20 protein-coding genes are annotated in these 26552 nt (G+C 38.2%); 5 read left to right on the top strand and 15 right to left on the bottom strand.

Annotated elements, in window-relative coordinates; translation table 11 throughout:
• Positions 1-30 precede the first annotated feature (30 nt).
• From H5S10_RS08390 to H5S10_RS08380, 3 genes are all read right to left on the bottom strand, one after another.
• A complete protein-coding gene (locus tag H5S10_RS08390) occupies positions 31-1425 on the bottom strand; it encodes a flavocytochrome c (RefSeq protein ID WP_094504776.1) in 1395 nt (464 codons plus the stop codon).
• Between the two features lie 121 nt (positions 1426-1546).
• Complete coding sequence (locus H5S10_RS08385) at positions 1547-2935, bottom strand: class II fumarate hydratase (protein ID WP_003668857.1); 1389 nt, start codon at positions 2933-2935, stop codon at positions 1547-1549.
• Positions 2936-3229: 294 nt separating this feature from the next.
• A complete protein-coding gene (locus H5S10_RS08380; RefSeq protein ID WP_182589283.1) occupies positions 3230-4858 on the bottom strand; it encodes a malolactic enzyme in 1629 nt (542 codons plus the stop codon).
• Positions 4859-4994: 136 nt separating this feature from the next.
• Here H5S10_RS08380 and H5S10_RS08375 point away from each other — a divergent pair, with 136 nt between their 5' ends.
• Entirely contained in the window at positions 4995-5891 is an 897-nt protein-coding gene (locus H5S10_RS08375; RefSeq protein WP_182586499.1) for a LysR family transcriptional regulator, read from the top strand.
• Positions 5892-5920: 29 nt separating this feature from the next.
• On the opposite strand, the gene H5S10_RS08370 is transcribed toward H5S10_RS08375, so the two are convergent.
• From H5S10_RS08370 to H5S10_RS08360, 3 genes are all read right to left on the bottom strand, one after another.
• Positions 5921-6514, bottom strand: a complete 594-nt coding sequence (locus H5S10_RS08370) for a peptidylprolyl isomerase (RefSeq protein ID WP_182586500.1) — start codon at positions 6512-6514, stop codon at positions 5921-5923.
• Between the two features lie 72 nt (positions 6515-6586).
• Positions 6587-7633, bottom strand: coding sequence for a zinc-dependent alcohol dehydrogenase family protein (locus H5S10_RS08365; protein ID WP_182589282.1), 1047 nt, complete (start codon positions 7631-7633; stop codon positions 6587-6589).
• Positions 7634-7681: 48 nt separating this feature from the next.
• The gene (locus tag H5S10_RS08360) at positions 7682-9220 is read right to left on the bottom strand and encodes an IS1096 element passenger TnpR family protein (RefSeq protein WP_182589372.1); all 1539 of its coding nucleotides are present in this window, start codon (positions 9218-9220) and stop codon (positions 7682-7684) included.
• 143 nt (positions 9221-9363) lie between these two features.
• Here H5S10_RS08360 and H5S10_RS08355 point away from each other — a divergent pair, with 143 nt between their 5' ends.
• On the top strand, positions 9364-10761 hold the full coding sequence (locus H5S10_RS08355; protein WP_182589281.1) for a DUF2252 domain-containing protein: 1398 nt from the start codon (positions 9364-9366) through the stop codon (positions 10759-10761).
• A gap of 51 nt (positions 10762-10812) precedes the next feature.
• Here the strand turns inward: H5S10_RS08355 and H5S10_RS08350 are convergent, their stop codons facing one another.
• From H5S10_RS08350 to H5S10_RS08340, 3 genes are all read right to left on the bottom strand, one after another.
• Positions 10813-11298 (bottom strand): hypothetical protein, encoded by a 486-nt coding sequence (locus H5S10_RS08350; protein WP_182589280.1) that lies wholly within the window; start codon positions 11296-11298, stop codon positions 10813-10815.
• A 126-nt stretch (positions 11299-11424) separates the two neighbouring features.
• Positions 11425-14580, bottom strand: a complete 3156-nt coding sequence (locus tag H5S10_RS08345; protein WP_182589279.1) for a KxYKxGKxW signal peptide domain-containing protein — start codon at positions 14578-14580, stop codon at positions 11425-11427.
• A 389-nt stretch (positions 14581-14969) separates the two neighbouring features.
• Positions 14970-15143 carry a hypothetical protein gene (locus tag H5S10_RS08340; RefSeq protein ID WP_231796028.1) on the bottom strand — a complete coding sequence of 58 codons (174 nt, stop codon included), beginning with the start codon at positions 15141-15143 and terminating at the stop codon, positions 14970-14972.
• Positions 15144-15287: 144 nt separating this feature from the next.
• On the opposite strand from H5S10_RS08340, the gene H5S10_RS08335 reads away from it, so the two are divergent.
• A complete protein-coding gene (locus H5S10_RS08335) occupies positions 15288-16325 on the top strand; it encodes an aldose epimerase family protein (RefSeq protein WP_182589277.1) in 1038 nt (345 codons plus the stop codon).
• 76 nt (positions 16326-16401) lie between these two features.
• Here the strand turns inward: H5S10_RS08335 and H5S10_RS08330 are convergent, their stop codons facing one another.
• Positions 16402-16842 carry a hypothetical protein gene (locus H5S10_RS08330; protein ID WP_182586829.1) on the bottom strand — a complete coding sequence of 147 codons (441 nt, stop codon included), beginning with the start codon at positions 16840-16842 and terminating at the stop codon, positions 16402-16404.
• A 177-nt stretch (positions 16843-17019) separates the two neighbouring features.
• Positions 17020-18264: a D-alanyl-D-alanine carboxypeptidase family protein gene (locus tag H5S10_RS08325; protein ID WP_182589276.1), complete on the bottom strand. Its 1245-nt coding sequence runs from the start codon at positions 18262-18264 to the stop codon at positions 17020-17022.
• Positions 18265-18457: 193 nt separating this feature from the next.
• Here H5S10_RS08325 and H5S10_RS08320 point away from each other — a divergent pair, with 193 nt between their 5' ends.
• Positions 18458-19255: a serine hydrolase gene (locus H5S10_RS08320; RefSeq protein WP_182589275.1), complete on the top strand. Its 798-nt coding sequence runs from the start codon at positions 18458-18460 to the stop codon at positions 19253-19255.
• Positions 19256-19406: 151 nt separating this feature from the next.
• Here H5S10_RS08320 and gtfA read toward each other — a convergent pair whose 3' ends face one another.
• The 4 genes from gtfA to H5S10_RS08300 form a co-directional block, all read right to left on the bottom strand.
• Positions 19407-20864 carry a sucrose phosphorylase gene (gene gtfA / locus H5S10_RS08315; protein WP_035153750.1) on the bottom strand — a complete coding sequence of 486 codons (1458 nt, stop codon included), beginning with the start codon at positions 20862-20864 and terminating at the stop codon, positions 19407-19409.
• Between the two features lie 26 nt (positions 20865-20890).
• On the bottom strand, positions 20891-22108 hold the full coding sequence (locus H5S10_RS08310; RefSeq protein WP_182589274.1) for an MFS transporter: 1218 nt from the start codon (positions 22106-22108) through the stop codon (positions 20891-20893).
• 308 nt (positions 22109-22416) lie between these two features.
• Entirely contained in the window at positions 22417-23751 is a 1335-nt protein-coding gene (locus tag H5S10_RS08305) for a dipeptidase (RefSeq protein ID WP_182586825.1), read from the bottom strand.
• Between the two features lie 12 nt (positions 23752-23763).
• On the bottom strand, positions 23764-25281 hold the full coding sequence (locus H5S10_RS08300; RefSeq protein WP_182586824.1) for a YfcC family protein: 1518 nt from the start codon (positions 25279-25281) through the stop codon (positions 23764-23766).
• A 134-nt stretch (positions 25282-25415) separates the two neighbouring features.
• Between H5S10_RS08300 and H5S10_RS08295 the strand changes: the two genes are divergently transcribed.
• Positions 25416-26360, top strand: a complete 945-nt coding sequence (locus H5S10_RS08295; RefSeq protein ID WP_182589273.1) for a Dyp-type peroxidase — start codon at positions 25416-25418, stop codon at positions 26358-26360.
• Positions 26361-26552 lie beyond the last annotated feature (192 nt).

The following is a 26552-nucleotide window of genomic DNA, read 5'->3' as shown; positions in this document are numbered from 1 at the left end:
CTCTAGGCAGCCTCTCACTGCCCATTATTTTTACTTTAAGCCACGGGCGTAAACAGTTACTTGTTGACCTGCTTGACGTCCAAAGACAATTGTTTCTGCAATTGAGTTACCACCAACACGGTTATTACCATGCAAACCACCAGCAACTTCACCTGCAGCATATAATCCCTTGATTACATCCCCATTACCATCAAGCACTTGAGTCTTTGTATTAATATGAATACCACCCATAGTGTAGTGAATTGCAGGTGCAATGTGAATTGCAAAGAATCCTGGCTTGGTAATTCCACGATCCATTCCTGTTGTCCGATGGAATTCTTTATCGTCATGATTTTCAACAGCTTCATTCCATGTTGCGACTGTCTTCTTTAAGTTCTCAGGATCCATATTGAGGTTCTTTGCAAGATCCTCAATCGTATCGCCATGAACAACAAGACCAACTTTATCGTAAAATTCAATTGCCTTAGCATGGTCACGAATACCTTGGTCAAAAATTAAGTAAGCACTGTGTTCTGGAAGGGCAGTAATCGCATTAGAAACAATCTTTCGAGTGTTTAATTCGTTAACAAACCGATTACCTTCAGCATTAACTAAGATTGCACCTTCACCACGGACAGCTTCACCAATAAGGTAAACATGAGGATTATCTTGTTGAACAGTTGGGTGAACTTGTACAAGATCCATTTGCATTAATTCACCGCCAACGCCTTCAGCAAGCTTCAAGCCATCACCAGTTGCTCCTGGTTGATTGGTAGTCTTGTAATCAGCAAGGTCAGGGCGGAACCGCTTCATGTATTCTTTAGAAGCACCGAATCCACCAGTAGCTAAGATAACAGCCTTTGCGTGGATGGTTTTAATTAGGCCATCAGCATTAGCTTCAACACCGATTACCTTACCTTCATCATCTTGTAAGAGCTTATTAACTTTAACCTTATTAAATACTGGAATGTTTTCCTTTTGAACAACTTCCAATAAACTCTTTACTAAGAAACCACCAATTGGCGCCATACTTGCTGGACGGTGAGTACGCTTACGAGACATTCCACCAGTAATTGTAATGTCATCAAGCTTAATCCCATGATCAGCTAACCAGTCGATTGCTGGAGCTGTATGATATACAAAGTAACCAAGCATATCCTTATCGTTTAGACGTCCACCATCTTTGTATGTTTCATGGTAAAAGTCAGCAACGTTATCAATTACTCCATGTTGTAATTGCACGTTGGTTTCAGCGGCATTCATTCCTGAAGAAGCTCGGTTGGTATTTCCCCCAAGTTCTTCTTCCTTTTCAAGAACAACCGTCTTCATTCCCAATTCGTTTGCTTGAATTGCTGCGGAAAGACCTGTTCCACCAGAACCAATTACAATAACATCGTAATCATTATCTAATTTACTTACAGATAATGGTTGGAATTTTTCAGCCATGATATTGCTCTCCTTTTAATTCTTAATTTTAAATACATTAACAGTCAAAAAGAGTGGAACAAGTTCTTTTTATTGCTTATTTCCACTCTTGCCAAAATTGGCATTACTTTTAACTCAATTCTTATTTATCCCGATCAACGTTGGTCATCTTAAGCATGTCCATCCATTCATCGTATTGTTCTTCAGTAAGCTTACCGGACTTCAAAGCAGCTTCTTTTAATGTGCTACCAGCTTTATCAGCAGCTTGAGCAATCTTAGCACTGTCATGGTAACCAATGTGTGGTGACAAAGCAGTAACAGTCATTAATGAATTATCAACTAATTCTTCCATCCGCTTTTCATTAACCGTCATTCCGTGGATCATCTTGTCAGCAAATCCAGTAATTGTTCCAGTTAATAGATCAGCTGATTCGAGGAATGCATCGATCAATACTGGCTTGTAAACATTCATTTCGAAGTTACCTTGTGATGAAGCCATTGTTACTACTGTATCGTTACCGAATACCCGTAAAGCAGCCATTGTTACAGCTTCTGCTTGAGTTGGGTTAACCTTACCTGGCATGATTGATGAACCTGGTTCGTTAGCTGGGATATTTAATTCACCGTAACCCGCACGGGGACCAGAAGCCAAGAAACGAATATCTTGAGCAAGTTTGAACATGTCGGCAGCTAACGTCTTCAAAGCACCGTGAACAACATCCAAACCAGAGTGGTTAGCTAAACCGTAGAACTTGTTTGAATCAGCAGTCAAGTTTAAGCCGTAAACTTCACTAAGCTTTTCAGCAATCTTTTCAGGCATTCCTTCTGCAGCATTCAAACCAGTACCAACAGCAGTACCACCAATTGCCAATTCATCTAATGTTGGTTCCAAAGTCTTAATGTAATCAAGGTCATGTTCTAAGGAAGCAATGTAACCAGAAAGTTCTTGACCAAATGTCAATGGAACTGCATCTTGCAAGTGAGTACGTCCAACTTTAACAGTCTTCATGTACTTCTCTTCCTTAACCTTTAATTCATCAATTAAGTGTTGAACAGCTGGTTTCAACTTATCAAGCGCTTCTAAGGCAACCACATTCATAGCAGTTGGGAAAGTATCGTTTGAACTTTGACCCTTGTTAACATCATCATTTGGCAAGATTTCAATGTCAGGGTTAATTTCATGAGCCTTGTGCGCAACAACTTCATTAGTGTTCATGTTGGTTTGGGTACCAGAACCAGTTTGGTAAACCTTTAATGGAAAGTCCTTCCGCAATTCTTCATCACTTAATGCGAGTAATTCATCAATCGCTTTAACAATTAAATTACCCTTTTCTTCAGAGATAGCTTTAGTTTCCATATTAGCTTGAGCCGCTGCTTTTTTAATGTTCAATAAAGCACGGATGATTGCTAATGGCATGTATTGACCGGTTGGGAAGTTATTCCGACTCCGTTCTGTTTGTGGTCCCCATAATGCTTCAGCAGGGATTTTAACAGGACCTAACGTATCTTCTTCAGTACGGTATTCTGACATCTCAAAAACCTCCAATATATTAATTGAGCAATTTTTCCTTGTGAAATGTTACACATCATTTACACGTATATCCTACCTTGTAAGTAAAACTATAGTCAAATCTTTAATTTTTAATAAATTTCACTTATAGCTATTGCCTTACCAACTGTTATAATAGCTTTTTTCAATCGTGTTTGCAAAAGTTTCACAAACTTCTACACAAAAAAACACCTAAGATTTTTTAATTTCTTAGATGCTTTTCTATTTTTGTCTAATAATCTGGTTTTATTATTCACAAAGATGCAAGCTGCTTGATTAATATTGAGGCTTCCAAATTTTTTCTGCTACTACGTTCTTCGCATCAGTAATTCCGTCGCCGGCTAGGCCTTGATCGATAGCAGATTCGGCTACTCGTTCCGCCACTCGCTTAGAAAATTCTGTTAACTTAGAAACAGGAGGTAACACCGCTGCGCCTGGCTTTTCCGGATCAACTAAGCCACTTAAAGCATGAGCAGCTGCTGCTAACATATTATCATTTAGCACTTTAGCTTCAGCAGCCAAGGCCCCAAAACCAACTCCAGGATAAATTAACGCATTGTTAGCTTGTCCGATTTGGTAAACAGTTCCGTTATATTCAATATCTTTAACCGGGATTCCAGTCGCAATTAATGCCTTTCCATCAGTCCACTTGAGGAGGTCAGCTGCTTTTGCTTCTGCTAACTTAGTTGGGTTAGAGAGTGGAAAAATGACTGGCCGTGAAGTATGAGCTGCCATTTCCTTTACAACCGCTTCATCAAAACTTCCTGGTTGAGTTGACGTACCAATCATTACTGTTGGGTGCACAACCTTAACAACAGCAAGTAAATTAGTTAATTCATCAGCATTAGCAAACTCGCTCCGTTGACGGGTAAATGGCTTTTGCTTTGGTGTTAAGCCTGGCGTATCGTCAAATAATAATCCTTGCTTGTCAACAAGATAGAAGTGCTTCTTTGCTTCTTCCGGTGTAAAGCCTTGACGGATCAATTCGTCATAAAGCATCTTAGCGATTCCCATTCCAGCGGTACCAGCACCGAACGTTAAGAATGTTTGGTCCGTTAACTTTTCTTTTGAGATATTCATAGCTCCGAGCACACCAGCTAAGGCAATAATTCCAGTTCCTTGAATATCATCGTTAAAGGTTAAAATCTTATCCTGGTACTTATCAAGAATCCGCGCAGCCGTTCCCCGACCAAAATCTTCAAAGTGTAATAAACTCTTAGGGAACAATTCTTCAACTGCATCAACAAACTTATCGATAAAGTCAAAGTATTCTTGACCTTCAACCCGCTTAATTCGATTTCCTAAGTAATTAGCGGATTTTAATAATTTTTCATTATTAGTCCCAGCATCAATAGAAACCGGGAGAACTTGGGATGGATCAATCCCAGCCGCTGCTGTGTAAACCATTAATTTTCCAACAGAAATATCAACCCCATTTACACCCCAGTCGCCAATACCAAGGATTCCTTCAGCATCTGTAACAACGATAAGGCGAATATCACGACCATCGGCGGCATCAGCAAGTTCTTCTTTAATTAAGTCAGGATGCTCAATACTCAAATATGCAGCATCTTGTGGCTTAATGTAACGTTCATTATATTGCTCAATCGCCTCAGCAATTACGGGGTCATACACAACCGGCATAAATTCCGCAATATGTTTTTCCATTAAGTAGAAGAAAAGAGTGCGGTTAGTATTGAATACTTCCATCAATAGGTGGCGCTGTTCAATCCGTGAGTTCTTAGATTGATATAACCGATAGATTTCGTCTGCCTGTTCCTCAATCGTTCTTACACAAGATGGTAACAAACCTAATAAACCATACTTTTTTCGCTCTTCAATTGTAAAAGCAGTTCCCTTATTCTTAAAGGGGTCATTTAACATTTGCATTCCTTTGCGCAACATTATCGCCTATCCTTTACGTTTTATCTGTTTCAACATTCTTAGAGTAATTCCAGCGCCAGTTTATAGTCAAATATATGCTATGATATAAATAAAATTGATAGTACCCATTATAATCACTGGCAGGAAGGCATTTCTTATGAAATTAAACGATCTAAAATATTATCAAGCACTGGTAAAATATAAAAATTTTTCGCAAGTTGCAGCAAAATTCAATGTCAGTCAACCAACTATTACAATGGCCATCCAACGACTAGAAAAAGATTTTGACACTTCATTTTTTATCCGTGACCATGTCCATAAACAATTGCATATCACGCCAACCGGGAAGCAATTTGCTGTCCACGTTGACGTGATCTTAAACGAATTAAAGATTGCTCACCAAGAAATCAATCAAGCCGAATCATCTAGTATTCGTTTTGGGCTACCACCTATCATCGGCAATTATTACTTTCCGCCCTTAACCCCGCTATTAATGCGAGAAGGACTTTTAAGTCACTTGGAAACCTCTGAGCACGGTTCTAAGGAAATTCTCAAGATGCTTAAGCACGGCAACCTTGACATGGCATTACTTGGATCGCTTAATCCCCTAAAAGAAGTGGGCTTAAAAACTACCGAACTAGCTGAGTACCCCTTTAAGATTATCGTTAGTAAGCATCATCCCCTCGCAACTAAAAAGGAGGTTGATTTTGCTACTCTTAAAGATGAACGCTTTATTGTTCCTGCTACTGAATTCTTTCATGAGCAAGCCTTTAAGCAAATCTCTCATTTGGCTCATTTTCGTCCCCAAGTCATCTACCGCACCGCTGACATTCACGTTATCAAAACCATGGTTGCGGAAAATCTTGGAATTGCCTATTTAACAAGTTTGGCGATTACCCCAGAAGATAACATTCATTCATTAAATGTTACTAGCCCGTTAAAACAATCATTTCGTCTGTCAGCTGTTACCCGTTCAACTGAACTGTTAACAGCCCCCAAGCAGAAATTATGGGATCTCTTAACTACAAAAAAGGAGAGACAAATAACCGTCTAATGAGGTGGTTATTTGACGCTCCTTTTTTATTACTTCTCTTTTTCAATTTTAATTGTTTTAATAATCACGTCTTTTTCAGGCTTATCCATCGCATCCCGCTTAACTTTACTGATCTTTTCGACAACATCCATCCCAGATAACACTTGACCAAATACGGTGTGATGGAAGTCAAGCCACGGTGTACCACCATGTTTTTCATAATAATCAATAATCTCTTGTGGGTACCCAACGGCTTTCATTTGCTCAATCATATTTTCCGGAACATGTTCATTAGTGACAATAAAGAATTGACTGCCATTTGTATTTGGACCAGCATTAGCCATCGAAAGAGCACCAGTGAAGTTAAACAATTCTTCAGAAAACTCGTCTTCAAATGGGTGACCATAAATACTTTCGCCGCCACGTCCAGTTCCAGTTGGGTCACCACCTTGAATCATAAAGTCTGGAATAACCCGGTGGAAAATTACATTATCATAATAATTTTTCTCCGCTAACTTAACAAAGTTCTCAACCGTTTTAGGTGCGTATTTTGGAAAAAGCTGGGCAGTAATTGTCCCCATTGTAGTTTCAATCACTGCTTGGGGTCCTTTAACTTCATCCAATGATAATTGGGGATATTTCATAAAAAAGTCTCCTCTTTTCTCTTCTAAACCTCTCTAACTATCTTAGCAGAAATGAGAAGGAAAAGACAATTATTAGTCTTCACTAACGCGTAATACACAAGCTCCCTTAATATCACCATGCTTAACATAGCGTAATGCTTCATCGGCCTTTGCTAGGGGATATTCGTGGACTTCAGGATGGATATTGAGACGGTCAGCTAATGTTAAGAATTCTTCCCCATCACGGCGAGTATTACTCTCAACACTCGTTAATGTCTTTTCGTGGAATATTTCTTTTTGGTAATTCATTGTTGGAATATCAGTCATATGAATACCGGCCAATGCTAATGTCCCCCCTGGAACTAAACTAGCTAAAGCCGGCAAGACCATATCACCAACCGGCGCAAAAATGATTGATGAATCCAAAGGAACTGGCGCTGGGTCATAGGAGCCCTGAACAGAAGCACAACCTAATTCTAGGGCAAATTTCTTGGCATCCTCACCACGCGTAAAGACATGCACTTCGATTCCCTGAGCAAGTGCAATCTGAGCTGTAATGTGAGCTGAACCACCGAAGCCATATAATCCTAGGCGACCACCAGCCGGAACATTGGCACGCTCAAAAGCTCGATAACCAATAATCCCTGCACATAATAATGGAGCTGCCTCTAGAGAATCAAACTTTTCCGGAAGTCGGTATGCAAATCCTTCTGGAACCGTGACGTATTCTGCATAACCCCCATCATGATCCCAACCAGTATAAAGTGAATGGGGGCAGAGGTTTTCATGACCCGATTGACAAAATTTGCATACACCACAAGCATGCCTAAACCATGGAATTCCAATTCGTTCACCGAGCTTAAATCGTTGTGTTTCTGGTCCAAAACCAACAACTTTACCAACAATCTCATGACCAGGAGTAACATGTTCATGGTGGACTGGCAAATCTCCTTCTGTCACGTGTAAGTCTGTATGACATACTCCACACGTTAACACCTTAACAAGGACTTCACCTCGCTTGGGAGTTGGTACAGGCTTTTCAGTAAATTCAATTGGTGATTTTTGACCATCGATCGGCCCAGGAGTCGTGACCGCCCAAGCCTTCATTGTTTTTGGAATAGCATTTTCGCGTTTTTCCATCCTTAAAGACCTCGATTATATATATTTCATTATCTATTGTAATGCTTTTTATTCATAAGAGCGACGTATTTTTTCAATCTGACGGGACCATCGATTCTTAAATTTCGGAATGTTTAACGGAGCATTAATATCCGGATCATCTTTTGCTGCTTGAGTCAGCCCTTTTACTCCGCCAATATCATCCAAGATTCCATTTCCAAAACCACTAATAATTTTGGGGCTGGTATGAGCAGGAAGTCGTTTAGGTTTTACTTCCTCAAATTTAATTTTAAAGTTCCACATATCACCAAAGTCATATATTAGGTTATATTCTTGGGTAAGATTACAATCACCTACCCAACTTTGGGTAATATCTTTTGATTGACCAAAGCCACTATCAAGAATCGGCAACTGATAATGAGTATTCTCCTGCTGCAGTTCAAATAAGTGATGCCCATCCGCGTTAAAGGCTGCTAAAATTGCAAAGCACAACATATCTAAACGCGTATCACCACTAACAGTAAATCGCCGCCACATTTTAGGATAGTAATCACTAAGCTCAGCATAAATAGTATATTGTTTATTAACATATTGGATTGCCTGCTCGCGCTGATTTCTTACTTGACGCTGCATATCACGAATTATACGTTGCAAATGGTACATTCGTTGTTTAGAACCAAGATCTTTTATCCCCTGACTAATCGCTTGGACAAACAGATCATAGTCTTCACTAGAAAAAAGATCTTCTGCACGTAAAAATTTTCCAAATTCGCGAAAGGCATCACTTTTAGAATGAAAGCCGGTATCAGTTGGGCGATTATTATGTAGTTTTTCATAGTTAATGAAATAGTGATAGACCAACGTAATATCGTCAAGAACAGATTCACCGAGGGCCTCACAGTAACCAATATAATCTGCAGCACAATCTAAATCCCGATCAACGATACTCTCGCTTGTTCCACGACTTTCTAAATAACCTTGATAATCATCTAAAATTTTTTCTCCTACCGCGGTTGCATTCATAATATCATTTATTGAAAGCGAACGATAAAGATAGCGACGGTTATGTTCATTAAGCTTAGGATGAGTAGCAACCTTAAAGTCCGTAATTGAATAATCTTCAAAAATATCCATTACAACATATTCTTCGTCCGTTGTCTTATTGGTAATGCGGGTTTGTTCCGCTAATTGAAGTGCAATTTCAGCATTGGTTGGGTCTTTTTCCCAATCAATAATTGAATTAGGTCCCATCATGAGGTTCTGATACATCTGCAATTGTTGTTGAGTTTCTGGCTGAATTTGGCGTGTAAATACGACTTTGCTAAATTGGGCATCACGAATCATCCTAATTTTTGCATGAGGAATTGGCGAAACTTCTAATACTCTTAAAAATTCACGTTTAAATGCTGCTATAAAAGATCGTGAATCATTAAAGCGTTGAGGATAACGTACAATAATTGGCAACGACATTAAGTTATTCATAATAATCATGAATTCACCAGTCACACGAATAGTCCAAACATTTGTCTCTAATAGCTCAGAAGGTGCAATAACCTGTGAATTAACATGCAAATGTTGGGCAAGTGAATTTTCCACTGCAATAATCACCCTATCAACTCCTCCTATAATTTCGCTTATATTAATTTTATTTTGAAAAGCATTATTTATCAACTCAATCAAACCATATTTACAAACGAAAGAAAAGATTTAAAATAAAACATAAGTATTGTCTCTGAAAGGATGCGCTACTTTTGAATAACCAGAATCTCGATATTTTTGACTTACGAAAAATTCAAATCAATAAAACTAAGGCTGAATTAGAAAATAGTGGGAAGCGTCAACAAAAAGAAATTCCTAGTGACATGTTAGGAGCCTTCACTTCAGTTGATCGGGACCCCGTTAAAATAATTCAGATCACTGAAGCCAACATGATCCCCGAGTTGCTTCCATTGCGCCACCAAAGAATGCTTGCCAGTCGCTTTTCATTTTTCCGTGGAACGGCTGAATTAATGGAACATGACCTTAAGCGGCAGGCCCAAAGTAATCTTCCCATAATTATCTGCGGTGATGCTCACGTAAATAATTTTGGCTTTTACGCCTCCCCTGAACGTAAACTGCTCTTTGGCCTTAATGACTTTGACGAAGCGCGGATCGGAAATTGGGAAAGTGATTTAAAACGGTTATTAGTTAGCGCGGAACTGGCAGGAGAAGAAAATCATTTTGATCGCGATGACCTTTACCAGCTTCTTCAATTAACCACTAAAACCTACCGCCATACCATCAAAAGCGCCAACAAGATGAGCCTTTCCCAACTTTTTTATTTTTCATTTGCCTATGAAGATATGGGGAAAGCGATTGAGTCTTTTGGTGATATTTCAACGCAAATGCAAACAGTTCTTAATAAGGTTCTTAAAAAAAGTCAGCGTAGTAATTCAGAAGAAATAATTCAAAAAATGGCGACTATCAACAACCAAGGGCACCTTGTTTTTCGGGATAACCCACCACGTGCACGTCATCTAAATGCTGTGCGTTATCAACAGATTGTTAAAGGATATAACAAATATTGCGAAAATGTTCGTCAAGATGTTCGGGTTCTTTTAGCAAACTTTCACATTTCTGATATTATCCGCTACAGTGTCGGTGTTGGCAGTTTCGGGACACGATGTTACTTAATCATGCTTACTGGCAATGATAATAGTCACATCGTGTTACAAGTCAAAGAAGCTATGCCATTGCGTTATAACTTACTTTCACTTCCTGTCCAACAAGCAATTAGAAATGGAGAAATTGCTGGTCAAAGAATTGTAACAGCGCAACGGGTTCTTCAATCCTCATCCGATCGCTTTTTAGGAAGTACCACTTTTGGCGGTCGTAGCTACTATATCCGACAGTTCCGTGATATGAAAGAATCCATTAACGTTAATAAACTCGACTTTGAAAGTTTTCAATTTTACTGCCAAACGTGTGCTTACTTGCTAGCGATGGCTCATTCCCAAAGTCCCACCGCACCGATGATCCGTGGTTATTTAAAACATCAAAAGAAACTAGATACCCTTTTACCAAATTGGGCTTTAAAGTATGTAGACCAGGTTACAGCAGACTATGGACAATTCAAATTGGCAATCGCTAAAGGAAAACTAATAAATTAACAGTGATTTAAAAGGACTTGCATTTATCTTTTTGCAAGTCCTTTTTTAATACTATTTATGTTCGTTTAATTTTTGGCGATATTCGGCTCTTGTCATTTTAATTGGAGCATCTTCCTGCCGTTTTTCAACCTTTTGTTGTGACGGTTTTGACTTATTCTTTTTAGTAATTTTGATTTCACCATAATTTGTTGAAATAGTAGTATAAATCGGCGATCTTAGCGGTTGATGATTTTTCTCTTCTAATTCAACTGCTTTTTTAGCATTTTCCAAATTACTACGTGCCGCTTTTACATTTTCCTTTGCTACCAAGAGATTAGCGGAAATCCTGTCTAAATTATTTTGAACATTTTTCAACAATTGACTGCTTGTTTCAATCGTCATCCGGTCGCCAATCGTTTGAACACCGGCAAATGTACTTTGAGCAGAAAGTACTGCTTGTTTTGCTTCACGGTACTTTTGATTAAACTTTTCATAGGATTGCTGAGCTTGCTCATAAGTCGCTTGCGCCTGCTTTAACGCCTTGTTTACATCAGCCATATTTTCCCCTCACTTTTTGGATATAAACTAAAAGGCTGTGGCAAAGCAAACCTTCGTCACAACCCTCTAGTATGTCCGAGCAAATTATAAAATTAAATCCAAGCTAATAATTTCAAAATATAATTATTAGAATTCGCGTTTCTTACCAGCTAAGCCAAGGCCAAACATAGCAGCTGCAGCACCTAATGCGATTGCAGCAACGCCATTTTCGTTACCAGTTTGTGGTAATGTTTCAGCCTTAGTACTGTTTTGGTTGTTGGCAGCCTTGTATTCAGCACGAGTTACGTTAGTAGTTGCAGCTTTCTTGTCAGCTGATGTAGCAACAGTAACTTCACTCTTCTTAGTGTCATTTACAACTGCGCCGTTATCCTTAGCAGTGTCGTCACCCTTGTTGGTGTCGTCGCCTTTGTTGGTGTCGTCGCCCTTGTTGGTGTCGTCGCCCTTGTTGGTGTCGTCGCCCTTGTTGGTGTCGTCGCCCTTGTTGGTGTCGTCACCCTTGTTGGTGTCGTCACCCTTGTTGGTGTCGTCACCCTTGTTGGTGTCGTCGCCTTTGTTGGTGTCGTCGCCTTTGTTGGTGTCGTCGCCCTTGTTGGTGTCGTCACCCTTGTTGGTGTCGTCGCCCTTGTTGGTGTCGTCACCCTTGTTAGTGTCGTCACCCTTGTTGGTGTCGTCACCTTTGTTGCCTTGATCATCAGTTGATGGCTTGTCAGCTGGCTTTTCACTAGCAGCCTTCTTAGCAGCTTCAAGGTTAGTCTTTGCTAAGTCTAAGTTAGCTTGCGCATTCTTCAAGTTAGCTAATGCATTATCATAGTTAGTTTGAGCAAGCTTTTGAGCTTCTTCGGCGTCCTTAACAGCTGGGAAGTCACTAAAGTCACCGTTGTTTACACGATCAAGAACTGCCTTAGCAGCATCAGCATTCTTTTGAGCATCTTGGTACTTAGCTTCTGCGGCATCCATAGCAGCATTAGCATCCTTAACAAGATTGTTAAATACATTTTGTGATTCTTGAATCTTGTTCAAGGTAGCGGTCTTGTCAGCTGGAGAAGTTGGGTTAAGGTAGTAATCCTTAAGAGCACTTACAAGAGCTTCTGCAGCATCAGCTTGTGGAGTGTTAAGACCGTAAGCCTTTTGAACCTTGTTTAATAGGTTTTGAGCAGTATTCAATGCATTTTCACTATGGTCGGCCTTTAATTCGTTATATGCTGCAGCAGCATCAGTAGCGAATTCATTCTTTTGGTTGGAGGTATCCTGAGCCTTCTTAGTAGCAGCCTTAGCATCTTCTAATGACTTAGTTGCATCATTAACCTTAGCAGTTGCGTCATCATATGCCTTTTGTTCATTAACAGTTGCCTTGGCAATGTAATTATTAAGTTGGACCTTTGCATCAGCTAATTTTGCTGTTGCATCCTTAACATTATTTGCGGCATCATCATTTGCTGTTTGTAATGCAGCCATTGCCTTGTTAAGAGCATCTTGAGCTTTTTGGTAGGCTTGAGCATAGCCTTCCTTCATGTAGTCTTCTGCATCACTGTTTTGAGCATCTTCATTCAATGCCTTAGCTTCTTTAACTTCTTGATAAGCCTTAGCGATTTCTGGACTAGCCTTTGCAGCAGCATCATATGCATCCTTGGCATCTTGGTAGGCTTGAGCATAGCCTTCTTTCATGTAATCTTCTGCATCACTGTTCTGAGCGTCATCATTCAATGCCTTAGCACTGTCTAATTCATCAGCTGCTTTGATAACTGCTTGGGCATTAGCTAAGTTATCACTAGCTGTCTTTTGAGCAGCATTAGCATCATTAAGAGCGTCTTGAGCATTTGCAACATTTTGTTCAAGTTGATGTAATTCATTGTATTTAGCAAGTGCATCAGTTTGAACGTTACGTGCATCATCTGCTGTTTTTTGAGCTGCCGTTTGATTGTCTTTAGCAGTATTTACTTTTTCTGTTGCAGCCTTAACATTATTAACAGCATCGTCGTTTGCTGTTTGTAATGCAGCCATAGCATTATTAAATGCGTCTTTGGCATCTTGATAGGCTTGAGCATAGCCTTCCTTCATGTAGTCTTCTGCATCACTGTTTTGAGCATCTTCATTCAATGCCTTTGCTTCTTTAACTGCTTGATAAGCCTTAGCGATTTCTGGACTAGCCTTTGCAGCAGCATCATATGCATCTTGAGCTTTTTGGTAATCTTGTGCATAGCCTTCCTTCATGTAGTCTTCTGCATCGCTATTTTGAGCATCATCATTTAATGCCTTAGCTTCGTCCAAAGCATCAGCTGCAGCAATTACTGCCTTAGCATTTGCTAAATTGTCGCCGGCTGTCTTTTGAGCATCATTTGCGTCATCAAGAGCTTTTTGGGCATTAGCTAATACATTATTAGCATTGTTCAAAGCAGCAGTTGCCTTTTCTGCATTAGCTGAAGCTTCTTCATAGGCCTTCTTTAAGGCATCAAGATTAACAGCCAACTTAGCGTTATCAAGAGCAGTTTTTGCTTGTGCTTGTGCGCTAAGAGCTGCATCTAGTTGCTTTTGAAGGTTAGCTCGGTTAGCATTTGCTTCGTCAAGAGCCTTTTGAGCAGAAACAATTTGTTCATTAGCATACTTTTCATATGCGTTAAGAGCATCAACAGCCTTACCCTTGTTGGAAACAGTTGGGTTTTGGTTATATTCGTTGATTGCATTAATTACGTTTTCAGCTGCTTGAACTTGTGAACTGTTGTTACCGTAAAGCTTTTGAGCTTCATTAACGGCAGCTTGTGCAACATTCAAAGCATTGTCAGTCTTGCCATCCTTAAATTGGTTATAAGCAGCTGCAATGTTTGTTGATGTCTCAGTAGCAGCACTAGCAGTTGACTTGGCTGCACTGTAATCGTTAAATGCTGAACTTGCAACAGCTGAAGTAGAGTTAGCGTTACTTTGAGCCGTAGAAGTTGCTGCACTCTTAGCAGCTGCTACATTTTCTTGAGCAGTACTGTTAGCTGCACTAGTAGTTACAACAGCACTAGAAGCCGCAGTAACTGCATCGCTAGCAGCATTAACCTTTTCTTGAGCTTGTGAAACTACATCAGATGAAACATTTGAAGAAGCACTTGTTGTACTTGCGGCACTAGCAGAACTAGTTGTTGCAGTAACAGCAGGTTGGTTAGCAACATCGGCGTGAACTTCAGTACTATTAACATTTGCTAATGTAAGACCTGCCAAAGTAGCAGTGGTCATTAAACCAGCATATACAATATTTTTCTTTGCTTTGTACATTTTGTAGTGTACTTGATTATTTTTCATAAATAATCCTCCCAAAATAAAAACTTCAAAATAATTGTTGTCTTACAACACCCTCATTTTATGTAATCGCTCTTTCTATTTCAAGTCGTTTTCGCTTATCTTTCGATTGATAAAATAAAAAAAAAAAAAAACGATATAATTTTTGATATATCAACATTCATTCTATAAATTTTGATAACAAAAAATTTAAATTTATATCTTTCATTAGATTAATATGTTTATATCGATTATCATCAGATAATATAAAATGCAAAAAATATAAATGCCGCTAATATTTTATCTCAAATTTTAGCGGTATTTATAAGACAATTTCGTAAAATCACTTGATTAACAAAATTTAATATTAGGTTTTATTTCGAGCACAAATTTACTATCAAGGGTTTATGATACTATTTTTCAGAATTTTTTCGCTGATCACTTCCATAACGGCCTTGTTCCTTAATTACACTGCTTTTATGGCGATGCTTATTAATAAAATCCTGTTCAGCAGCAAAAATCATTAAAAAGTCGATAAAATTTTTACTAAAATTACGTTTGAATTTATTCCACTTATTTTTAATCATTTTATATACCCCATAAATATCACTCATTTTTACTCTTATTTATTCTAGCATATCTATTTTAGAGCAAACGATTGCGCAATTTTAAAATAAAATTGTGGTAAAATAGAATTTGTAAAAGCGCTTACTTCAAGGAGGAAATATTTTATGGAAATTTCTAAAGTACCATTTGGAACCTACAAAGGCGAACCAGTAACAAAATATATTTTAACGAACAATAATGGTGTGCAAGTAGGAATTCTTGATTTTGCCGGGTTGCTCCAATCTTTTAAGGTTCCAACCAAAGATGGTGGTTTGGCCGATATGATTTTGACCTCTGAAAACCTCGATGAATTTACCAATAACGGTTTTTGTACTAACCGTTTAATTGGCCGGGTTGCTGGACGAATTGCAGATGGTAAGTTCAGTATTGATGGTAAAGATTACCAAATCGAACAAAATGAAGGTAAAAATGCCCTTCATGGTGGAACTAATGGTTTTTACAGTCATATTTGGCATGTTGATGATACGAAAGCAACCGATGATTCTGTTTCAATCACTCTTAGTCTAACTTTAAGTCCTAAAGTTGACACATATCCCGGTAAGATGCATGTCACTGCAACTTACACTCTAAATAACGACGACTTCCTTTCACTTAGGATGTCTGCTACTACTGATGCAGATACCCTGTTCAATCCTACCAATCATACATACTGGAATATGGCAGCAGCAAATGTCCCAACAGTGGATCAATTAAAGCTTTATGTCAATTCTGAAAATCACTTAGCTGTCAATGATGGTAAGATTCCAACCGGTGAAAAGATCGCTAACGAAGGAACACCATTTGACTTTAGCTCCCCAACTAAAATGGGAGATGCTCTAGAAAAAATGAGTTCAACTAAGGAAAACGGCTTTGACGATATTTGGGAAGTTACCCCTAGTCTCACAAAACCAGTTGCCACACTTGAAGATCCAGAAAGTGGCCGGAAGATGAGTCTTTACTCTGATCGCAATGGATTAGTTATGTATACTATGAACTCAGATGATGCAGCGGTTTACAATCACGGACAAGTTCATCCCCATCTTGGGTTAGCAATGGAAGCACAGACTCTTTCAGACGCTCCTCATCATCCAGAATTTGGGGATATCGCTTTACATCCAGGTGAAGAAAAGTCATACACTATTAAGTGGCACGTTGAATACTAATTAAATTACTAAGTAAAATGCCCAAAAAAAGAGACCGACAATTCGCCGATCTCTTTTTTGTGTTAGGAATTATAAATTAGTCTTTGTCATCTGGGTTATACTTCCCAGCCTTTTGAAGAATTTCCTTTGCCTTTTCAAGGTAATGGTGTTCTGCACGGAATGCCTTGATCTTGCCACCTTCATCATCAGGAAGAGTTGCTAACTTTTCATCAAGTTCCTTAAATCCCTTGTTAAGGTCCTTGATAACGCCTTCTTCATCTTCCATGTAAACATAGTGATTTTCTGCTGGATCTTTACGACCTTCACCAGCACGTTCTTCAAGCTTTACTGAGTCCTTATCTACTTTCCAAGCGTGCTTAAGAATTGACTTAATGTCCTTAATTGTTTCGTGTTGAGCAGTGCGGTGCTTCTTATTGTCAACACTATCTTCAATCTTTGTTAAGTGTCCTTCTGCATCTGCAATCTTCTTTGCAATCCGGTCCAAAGCCTTAAGTTGACGTTTTGCGTAATCAGCCATAAATAATTACCTCCTAATATAATAGCTATAATTCCTAATTCACTTTTATTATATTTTTATAATTTAAATTATACAAATAATACGTCTTGAAATTATTGGTAATTTTATTCCTTGGTAATTTTAGTGCGTAAACAAATAGATGATTGATGGGAATTCTCCTATTCAATCATCTATTTCCTAAAACATCGACTTTTTAGCAATACTTTGACTTGTACTTACTGGAATATTAAAATCAGGCAATCCTGGAATATGCAACTTAATTGAGCCAACTTGTTGATTCTTCTTTACCGGTGCAGTTAGTTGTTTTTGGTCATCTCCCTGCACTCGTAATGTTGGTTTAGTTGCTTGTAATTTCATATTTTTTGGAAGCCAAACAGTAGTCTTCTTTGTTAGCTTAATATTAGCCTTATTCTTATTTTTACCATTCTTTACTTTTACACTGGTGAGCTTAGCTGAAAGATCACTTACTTTTTTGATTTCAACTGGTTGATACTCATCGACCAATTTATTATAAAAGTCTTGTTGCATCTTTGACTGATCATTCCATTCACCTTTTGTGTGTAAGGCAACTAAAATAATCCGACGTCCAGCAAAGGTTCCTGTTGACACAATACACTTACCTGCGCGATCAGTATTACCAGTCTTTAAGCCATCAATTTCCCCATTCTTAGGAGCAAAACCGTTTTGTGGTAAAAGAGCATTTACATTTGTCATTAAATATTGTTGGTCTTTAGTTACATCAAAGTTAGCAAATTTTTGCTTTGTAATGTCAAGAGTTTCAGGATACTGTTCAACAAGATACTTTGAAATAAGAGCAACATCTTTAGCAGATAATAAGTTCTCGGCGTCTTTATCTACACCTTTAAGTTTATGTTCTCCTAAGTCCCCGTTAGGTAGCCCAATCATATTGTAGATTTTTATGTCTCTAACCCCTGCTTTTTTCGCAAATGCCATCATCTTCTTATTAAAGGCTGCTGTACTGCCCGCGTCAGCTAATGCTAATGCTTCGGTACTTCCATCAGCAGATACGAGCATCATTGAATCGACTAACTGACGGACAGTGTATTCTTCCCCATTTACTAATGGAACATTGGAAAAGTGCCAGTCATCCGCCATTTTGGCAACTGCTGGTGTAATCTTAATCTTTTGATCCCATTTCAAATGATGGTTTCGAATGTCTTGTAAAATCACTCCTAAAGTTAAGATTTTAATTACAGATGCAATTTGGTAGCGTTTAGTTGCATTTTTTTGGTATAGCACCTGGCCACTTTCTGCATCAATCGCATAAGCTGCTCGTGCATCCATCTGAAAAGCTGCAGTATCAGCATGAACTTTTGCGAACATCCCCAAGCCATTTAAACAGATACTAATTACTGCCATTACCAATAATAGTTTGGTAAAAAAAGATTGAACTTTTTTCATTTTAATCATTTCTCTCCTTTGCACATTTAACTATCATATCCTATTCTGTCCAAAAAAGGTGTAACGATTTGGTAACAATTCAAAGGAAATCCTTATTTTTCATTAAATTAAGAAGATGTATCTTTTATATTTCAAAAATTATCTGTATTATTAATAAGTATGCTAATCTTAATCAGAAAGGGTCGGTTAAAGAATGCAAAGATCGCAACGTCATCGTCGTAAACCGCGCAGGCTTATTTTAATTATTATCGCTATTCTGCTTATTATTATGGGTGTCCGTCACTTCAGCTCGACAAGTGCCCGCCTAAAATCAGCATGGAATAAGATTATCTTTACTTCCAATAATAATGTAAGTATTGCTGTATATTCACCAAAGACCCATCAAATTTATACTTCTAGTAATGCTCCCCAGCATAAATTTCGAACTGCTAGTACAGTAAAGGTTAGTATTTTAGCAGGAATTCTTGCTAAACAACAAAGTCCCCTTACAAGTCATCAAAAATCACTCGCTACGAAGATGATTGAACAGAGTGACAATGATTCAACTAGCGAATTATTTGAAGATTATCTTGGTGGAAAAAACGGTCTCCAACAAACTTTTGAAAAATTTGGCATGACACAATCTAAGGCAAATAGTAGTTGGGGATTAACCGTTACTACGCCAAAAGATCAAGTTAAACTATTAAATAATATTTTCTATAAGTCTAAAGTTTTATCTGATGATGAAAGAAAAGAAATTCGTGATTTAATGAGTAGTGTCGAAAGGGACCAAGCCTGGGGAATCTCAGCAAGCAGCGATAATTTTGCATTAAAAAATGGTTGGCTAAATTACGGTAAAGATGAATGGATCGTTAATAGTATTGGCTACGTAAAAAATAGCAATGGAACAGACTACACGATTGCGGTTTATACGGATAAAAATCAATCAATGGCAGCGGGCCAACAAGTAATTGAACAACTTGCCCGTGTAACAAAGCCAATATTAGACTAAATTGAAATGATAAACAAAACAGGGCTGGAAGAAAACTTCAAATTTTCTTCCAGCCCCATTTTTTATAGGTAGTTTATTGAGAGAGATCAAGCGTTTTGGAAAGGAATACTACCTATTTTATTTTGAGAGAGATTACTAATTAATTTGATGTCTATTTTTGTTCCATCACTTTTTCACCATTAGCTGTAATAGTGAAAGTCTTGTTAGCAGCATCAGCGTCAAGAACAGCAACATTCTTGCCATCCTTATCCTTCCGTGTAATCTTAATGGTTGTTTCAGTTGGTGTTTCCACATCAATAGAACCATCAAGATCAAAGGCGGCAAATTTATTCCGCCATGCAAGTAAGTCGAGAAGATTCTTAACTACTGGACGTTGAACTTCTTGCGCAACTTCTTCCTTAGTGTAGTAGTGACGGTTAATGTTACGACCTTCCTTAGTCTTTTCAAGCAATTCAAGGTCATTTGAACCAGCAAGTAAACCAACATAGTAAACCATTGGAATACCAGGTGCAAATACTTGGAACGCACGAGAAAGTAAGTAAGCTTTATCATCGTCACCTAATGCGGAGTAGTAAGTAGAGTTAATTTGGTAAATATCCAAGTTGTTGTATTCAGCACTTGAGTATTTCCGCTTAACGTTAGCACCAACCTTGTATAATTCGTTGGATGCATATTCGATTTCATCATCAGTTAAGATATCCTTAGCATCAACAACTCCAATACCATCATGAGTATCAAGAGTAGTAAATTGCTTCATTGGTGACATCTTTAACCACTTAGCAAGGCGGTTAGTCTTACCAGAGTAAAGGGTATAAAGAGTAGTCATTGGTAAAGTAAAGTCATAGATGAAGAAATCATGTTGTGAAATCTTTTGTGGAATTGTGTAGTGTTCGTGAATTTCAGGAAGGATAATAGCCTTGTATGGAGCCAAAATATCTTGAACTTCATTTAAGAGATCCCAGATTTCAGGTTCAACAAAGAAATCATTAGTACCAACCTTCTTGATAGCGTAAGCAAAGGCATCAAGACGAATCATATCAGCACCGTGCTTAACCATGTCAATTAATGTTTCCTTGAAGAATTCGTTAGCTACCTTACTCTTAACATTAATATCAATTTGTTCTTCACCGAAAGTGTTCCATAAGTTTTCAGTAGTACCATCATCAAAGGTAATTTCTTGCTTAGGAGCCTTATCTTTTCGCTTGTAAATCAAATCAACATCTTCTTGAGTTGGACGGTTCTTACCAGCTTTTTCCCAGAACTTTTCCCAACGGATAAAGAAGTCGTTGTACTTAGAATCATCGTGCTTCTTCTTGAAGTCTTGATACATTTCAGATTTCTTGGAAATATGGTTAATCATGAAGTCAAACATTAAGTAGTAGTCTTCACCCAATGCTTCAACATCGTCCCAGTTACCAAAAGCAGAATCAACAACATCGTAACGGTATGGTGCGAAACCACGGTCACCGGTTGATGGGAAGAATGGAAGTAAGTGAACACCACCGATTGCATCACCGATATAGTTCTTTAATACTTCATGAGTTTCTTTAATATTTTTACCCATTGAGTCAGAGTAAGTAATTAACATTGCTTCGTTTTTGATTGGCATAATGATATCCTCCAATAATTTTAAATTTAGTTAGCTTGTTTAGAATGACGAGTTGCAAAGAAGATAATTAAGGCAATAACTATTAGCATTACCCCGTAGATTGGGAATGGAGCAGCAAGATCAAGGCCACTCATTGGACGACCGACTAACCGGTTCATCCATTCAGCAATTGTTGGTGAGAAGAAAGCTCCAAAGTTAAAACCAATCAGTACCATTGAAGTTACTAATGGTTGACGCTTAGCAGGGGCCAAATCAGGCAACAAGTTAAAAATCAACGGGGAAACTAATTGTAGTGGGAAACCGATTAAAAGCAAACCAATTACTAACATTACAAAGTTGCCGTTTGCGAAGGCAAATAAGAAGTTCGAAATGGCCATTAACCCAAGACCAAGGTAAACAGTGTTAAAACCTAATACTTTATTAATCGATCCGTAGAATAAGCCACCAAGCGTTGCCCCAATTAACATCAAGGAAAGGAACATTGATGAACCAGTATAGCTGCTGCCCTTAATTGCAACGGCTAAACCAGGGAACCGGTTTTCCATTCCAACATAGTCCACAACCAAGAGGAAGGCAAAGAGAACAAGTAGGTAAACTACTGGACTAATCTTTTTAATTGGTTCTTCCACTTCAGTTAATTCTTCAGCAAGATCGTCTTCGGCAACGTTACTGTCTTGTGCTTTACTATCGTCAGGAACACGAACAGCAAAGAAGAAAAGAACAACGAAAGCGAGAAGATAGACAGCAAATGATGCATGCCAACCTGCATAGCTAAGGATCAATCCAGCAATTGCAAGGGTACATGCTTGACCAATTTGTTCGGCCGCAGCACGCCAACCAAGCATTTGAGCTCGGGTTGTACCTTCATACCAAACTGAAATCATCGAAATTGCTTGAGAGTTATATAAACCAAACCCAGCTCCTAAAACTAACCGGGAAATTAAAATCGCAGTGTAGTCATTAGCAAACATGGGAACAATGCCGGCAAGACCAACAATTGTAACCCCGGCCATAATAATCTTTTTATCAGAAATGTTGAACCATTGTTGAAGTAATGGTGAAAGGACAACAAAAATCATTACGGCAAACGATGGAGTTGTAACTAAATATTCTGACTGTGTCTGTGAGATTCCGAGTGCCGCCTTTAATTGCGGTAAAGAACCTTGAATGGCATAAGCACTCGTAACCATGAATGAAACTGACAGGAACGCCAATTTAGTAACAAGAGAATTTTTGTTATTCATAATTAGTAGGTACTCTTTCTATAGGTATTTGATAAACGTTTATCATTACTGTACATCAATAATATACAATGAACTTTTTGAAATGTCAAACGTTTAACAAAGATTTATTACAAAAAATTGTAATCCATTACATTGTTATTATAACGCGCTTCAAATGAAAGAATGTGAAAACGGATGATAACGCTATTTCAAAACTCTTTTAGGGCTTCTTGTGAATTTTAACACATTATATTTTTATAATTTTTTTATTAAAAAAGAGTAAAGCAATGACTAATTCATCGTTTTACCCTTTTCAATTTAATATTTACTTAATCCACACAAAGTTTCTTGATTGCCTGAGCATAGATTTCCATTGCTTTATACATGTCTGGCAATGGCCACTGTTCATTGGCTTGATGCATATAATCGGGAGTTGTTGGTAACATTCCCCCAAAGGCAACACAATTATTCATCGTTCGGGCAAATGTTGCTCCACCGGAAATTTGTGGTTCAGCATCAACATCCCCAGTTTGTTCTTTATAAACTTTCATCAAAGTTTGAACTAATTTACTGTCTTTTGGAACATACAGTGGTGCTAAATAATCAAAATGAACATACTTCAAATCGTAAGCTGCTACCTGCTCACTTAGTTTTGCTAGCAAATTATCGCGATCGATCGTTACGGGAATTCGTAAATCAATTTGCATCCTCGTTTCATTTTCATTAATCTCAAGACTAGAAATATTGAAAGTTAATTGTCCAGACTCGTCGCGAACATCGCCAAGAACATTACTTCCAGTTGCATCTTCCTTAAACAACTGACCAATAAAATCGAGTGGCTTAAAATCAAAAACATCATCAAGTGCAATCGCTAACCGCAAAACAGCATTCGTTCCTTCGGGTGCCATCATCGCATGAACGGACTTACCAATAACAGTAATTGAATTGCCATCACTTGTATATTCAAAGCCATGCTTATCTAAAGCAGCCTTCACTTCGTCCTGCTTTGGGCCATCGTACACTGCACTATCGGGAACGGCATTAAACGCATTTTTCAAGTTGAGCTTTAATTTATCTGTTCCGGGACCGACGAGATAAGATTGTTGCAACCCCTTTTCAGCATAAATTAATGGAAATTCAGCATCCGGAGAAATCCCACTATCAATTGGTGCTTCCTTTTTATTGTATTCAGCAATTCCGCGCCATAGGATTTCTTCATCCGTTCCATAAATAAAACGAATTCGTTGATTAAATTGATATCCTTGATCCATTAATGCTTTAACAGCATATAAAGCTGCAATCCCTGGACCTTTATCATCTTGTGATCCTCGTCCATAAACTGCATCATTGATTACTGTGCCCTTAAATGGATCATGTTTCCATTTACCTAAATCACCTGCCGGAACCGTATCAAGATGACAAATTACACCAAAAATTTTGTCCCCGCTACCAACTTCCGCATAGCCATAATACCCATCTGGATCTTCATAGGTCTTAAATCCTAACTCATCACAAATTTTCATCATTTCATCGAGGGCGTTACGAATTCCTCTGCCAAATGGCGCTCCTTCTCCTGCCGATTGATTATATGATGGAACAGAAATTAGTCGTTCTAAAGTTTTAACAGCAGCTTTTTGTTCATCTTCTGTAATAATTTTATCCATTCAAATCTCCTCCTAGAGCAAGGCAGCAATTCCTAAGAACAAGCAAGTAGCAACAAAGAGATAAATCATTAATTTCAGCATCCATTTCCACCAAATGCCAACATTAATATGAGCAATCGCTAATGCCCCCATAACAACTCCTGAAGTTGGGGTAATAAGGTTAACCCAACCTGAAGCTGCTTGATAAGCAGTAATAACAAGACTACCTGAAACATGCGCGAAATGCCCCATTGGTCCGATAATTCCCATTGTCGCCGCAGCTAAACCGGATGTTGATGGAATTAAAAATGACATTGGAATATAGAAAATGTAAGTTAAAATAATAAAGATCGTTTGTGATAATCCATGAAGGCCTAATTCGCCCCAGTGAAGAACTGTCCCAGTGATCATTCCATTATTCATTATTACTTGAATTCCCCGTGCAACTGCCACAATAATTGCAACACTCAAGAAATCTCCCATTCCTGACATAAAGGCATCAATAAATTCGCTTTCCTTCATATGGTAAACAGCCATAATCAAGACCGACATGAACAGGAAAAGCATGGTAATTTCGTTAAAGTACCATGTCCCCAGCGGTGCCATATCATGACCTAATAAATCACCTAGAAATGGAATATTAACCAACCACTTTGTAAATTTATCAAAGAATGTCCAATGACTATTAAGGTTTGACCATGGGATTAGTCCTAGAATCATCACAACAAAAGTAATCCCGAATAGCCAAATAACTGTCTTTTGTCGCCCAGTCATCTTATGGTCGTCATTAGGGTCAGCCTTGACTAAAAAGTGCTTTTCATCTTCTGTTCGTTGATTGTAGACCAGTGATTTAGTTGGATCTTTTTCGATTACCGATGCGTAGTGATAAACATAAATAATACTAATCGTTATCGTAATAATTAAAAGTATTACCCGGGAAACTAAACCATCACCAGGAGAAATATTTAACGTTTGAGAAGCTACTCCGGTGGCAAAGGGATTAACGGTCGAAGCAAGACAACCGACTTGGCTTCCCACTAAGGCAATCGCAACCGCCACAATTGAATCAAAGCCAACTCCCATCATCACGGGAATCAAGAGTGGATAGAACGCAATTGTTTCTTCTCCCATTCCATATGTTGATCCGCCAAGGGCAAACAGAATCATTAAAATTGGAATCAATTGTTTTTCTCGTCCCTTATACCGGCGAACGATTGAACCAATTCCTTCATTTAACGCATTTGTCTTATTAACTACTCCCAGGAATCCACCGATAACAAGAATAAATAGTGATACCGAGATAGCTCCATCTGTCTTTTTATCACCGACCATCCCGATAACGGGGGCCATAAAGACGTCCCAAATTCCCTGGGGTTTATTTGTAACTGCCTTATATGTACCAGATATAATATTTCCAGCTTTATCTGTTTCATATGCCCCTGCTGGAATAATCCACGTTAAAATTGCAATTAAAATAATAATTAAGAATAAAATCGTAAACGCAGAAGGCATATGAAAATGATGTTTTTTCTTCGTTTGTGTTTCCTGCACAATAACCGCCTCTTTTGTAAAATTAGTATCAATTTTATTTTAATTCAGTTTGAAAACGGCTTCAACTCAATCTAAGAATTATCCTTAAAGAATGCTATAATTGCCTTGTAGTAATTTTAAGGAGGATGAAGCTAATGGTAATGAATCCCAATAAAGCGCAAGACGTTTGGAAAGACGCCGGTGAACATGTCCAATTTACCGTATTAGAATTAAAGCGAGAAAATCAAGCAAAGGAACAAGAAGCAATTCAAGAATTTGTTGAACGTTTCCAAGCAATTACCCGATCCATGCGTATTCGAGATAACAAGGGTAACCTTAAAGTTTCTTTAGGCTTTAGCAACGATGCCTGGGACTATCTTTTCCCTAACACTCCTAAGCCCAAAGAATTAGAAACTTACCAAACATTAACCGGGCCAAAATACAAAATGCCTGCTGCAAAAGGAGATATCTTCCTCCATATTCGTGCAAATGATGAAGCTGCAGTTTACGAATTCATGGCCCAAGTAATGCTCTTCATTAGAAATATTACTAATGTTGTTGATGAAACAAAAGGCTTCCGCTATTTTGAAGGTCGAGCCATTATTGGCTTTATTGATGGAACTGAAAATCCAGAACCACAGGATGCAGCGGAGTACGCCATTATTGGTGATGAGGATCCTACATTTGAAAATGGTTCCTATGCCTTTGCACAAAAATGGCGACATAACATGGACATTTGGAATAAGCTAACTACTGAAACACAAGAAAAAGCTGTCGGGCGAAAGAAGTTTTCTGACTTAGAATTAAGTGAAAAGGAAAAGTTTAAGAACGCTCATAATGTCGCTTCCCAAGCTGAAATTGATGGTGTTGAACAGAAGATTGTTCGCATGAATGTTCCATATTCAGATCCTGCCGCTGATAATACCGGAACTTTCTTTATCGGTTATTCACGTCATTGGACTGTAACTAAGAAGATGCTTGAAAATATGCTTGAGCAAAACGATTATCTCCTAACCTTCTCTGATATTTTAGGTGGTCAACTCTTCTTTATTCCTTCGCGCCCTATGTTGGATCAAATTGCCGAGGGTGAATTAAATTAGTTAGTTGACAACTTGAGAGCCAATTGCTATATTATTAGCAGCAAATTTTAGGAGGGATCATCCATTGAAATTTTAATTCTACACAATTTAATGTATCTGGGACTGTGGATTCACGCAGAAAGGTACTACGGGTAGAATTATTTTTCAATGATTGATCAATAAGTGAGCACTAATGGGCCAATACCATTAGTT

Source organism: Limosilactobacillus balticus, from assembly GCF_014145615.1.
Classification (GTDB): domain Bacteria; phylum Bacillota; class Bacilli; order Lactobacillales; family Lactobacillaceae; genus Limosilactobacillus; species Limosilactobacillus balticus.
Note: the sequence above shows the minus strand (reverse complement) of the source record. Positions and strands in the feature narration are given on the sequence as shown.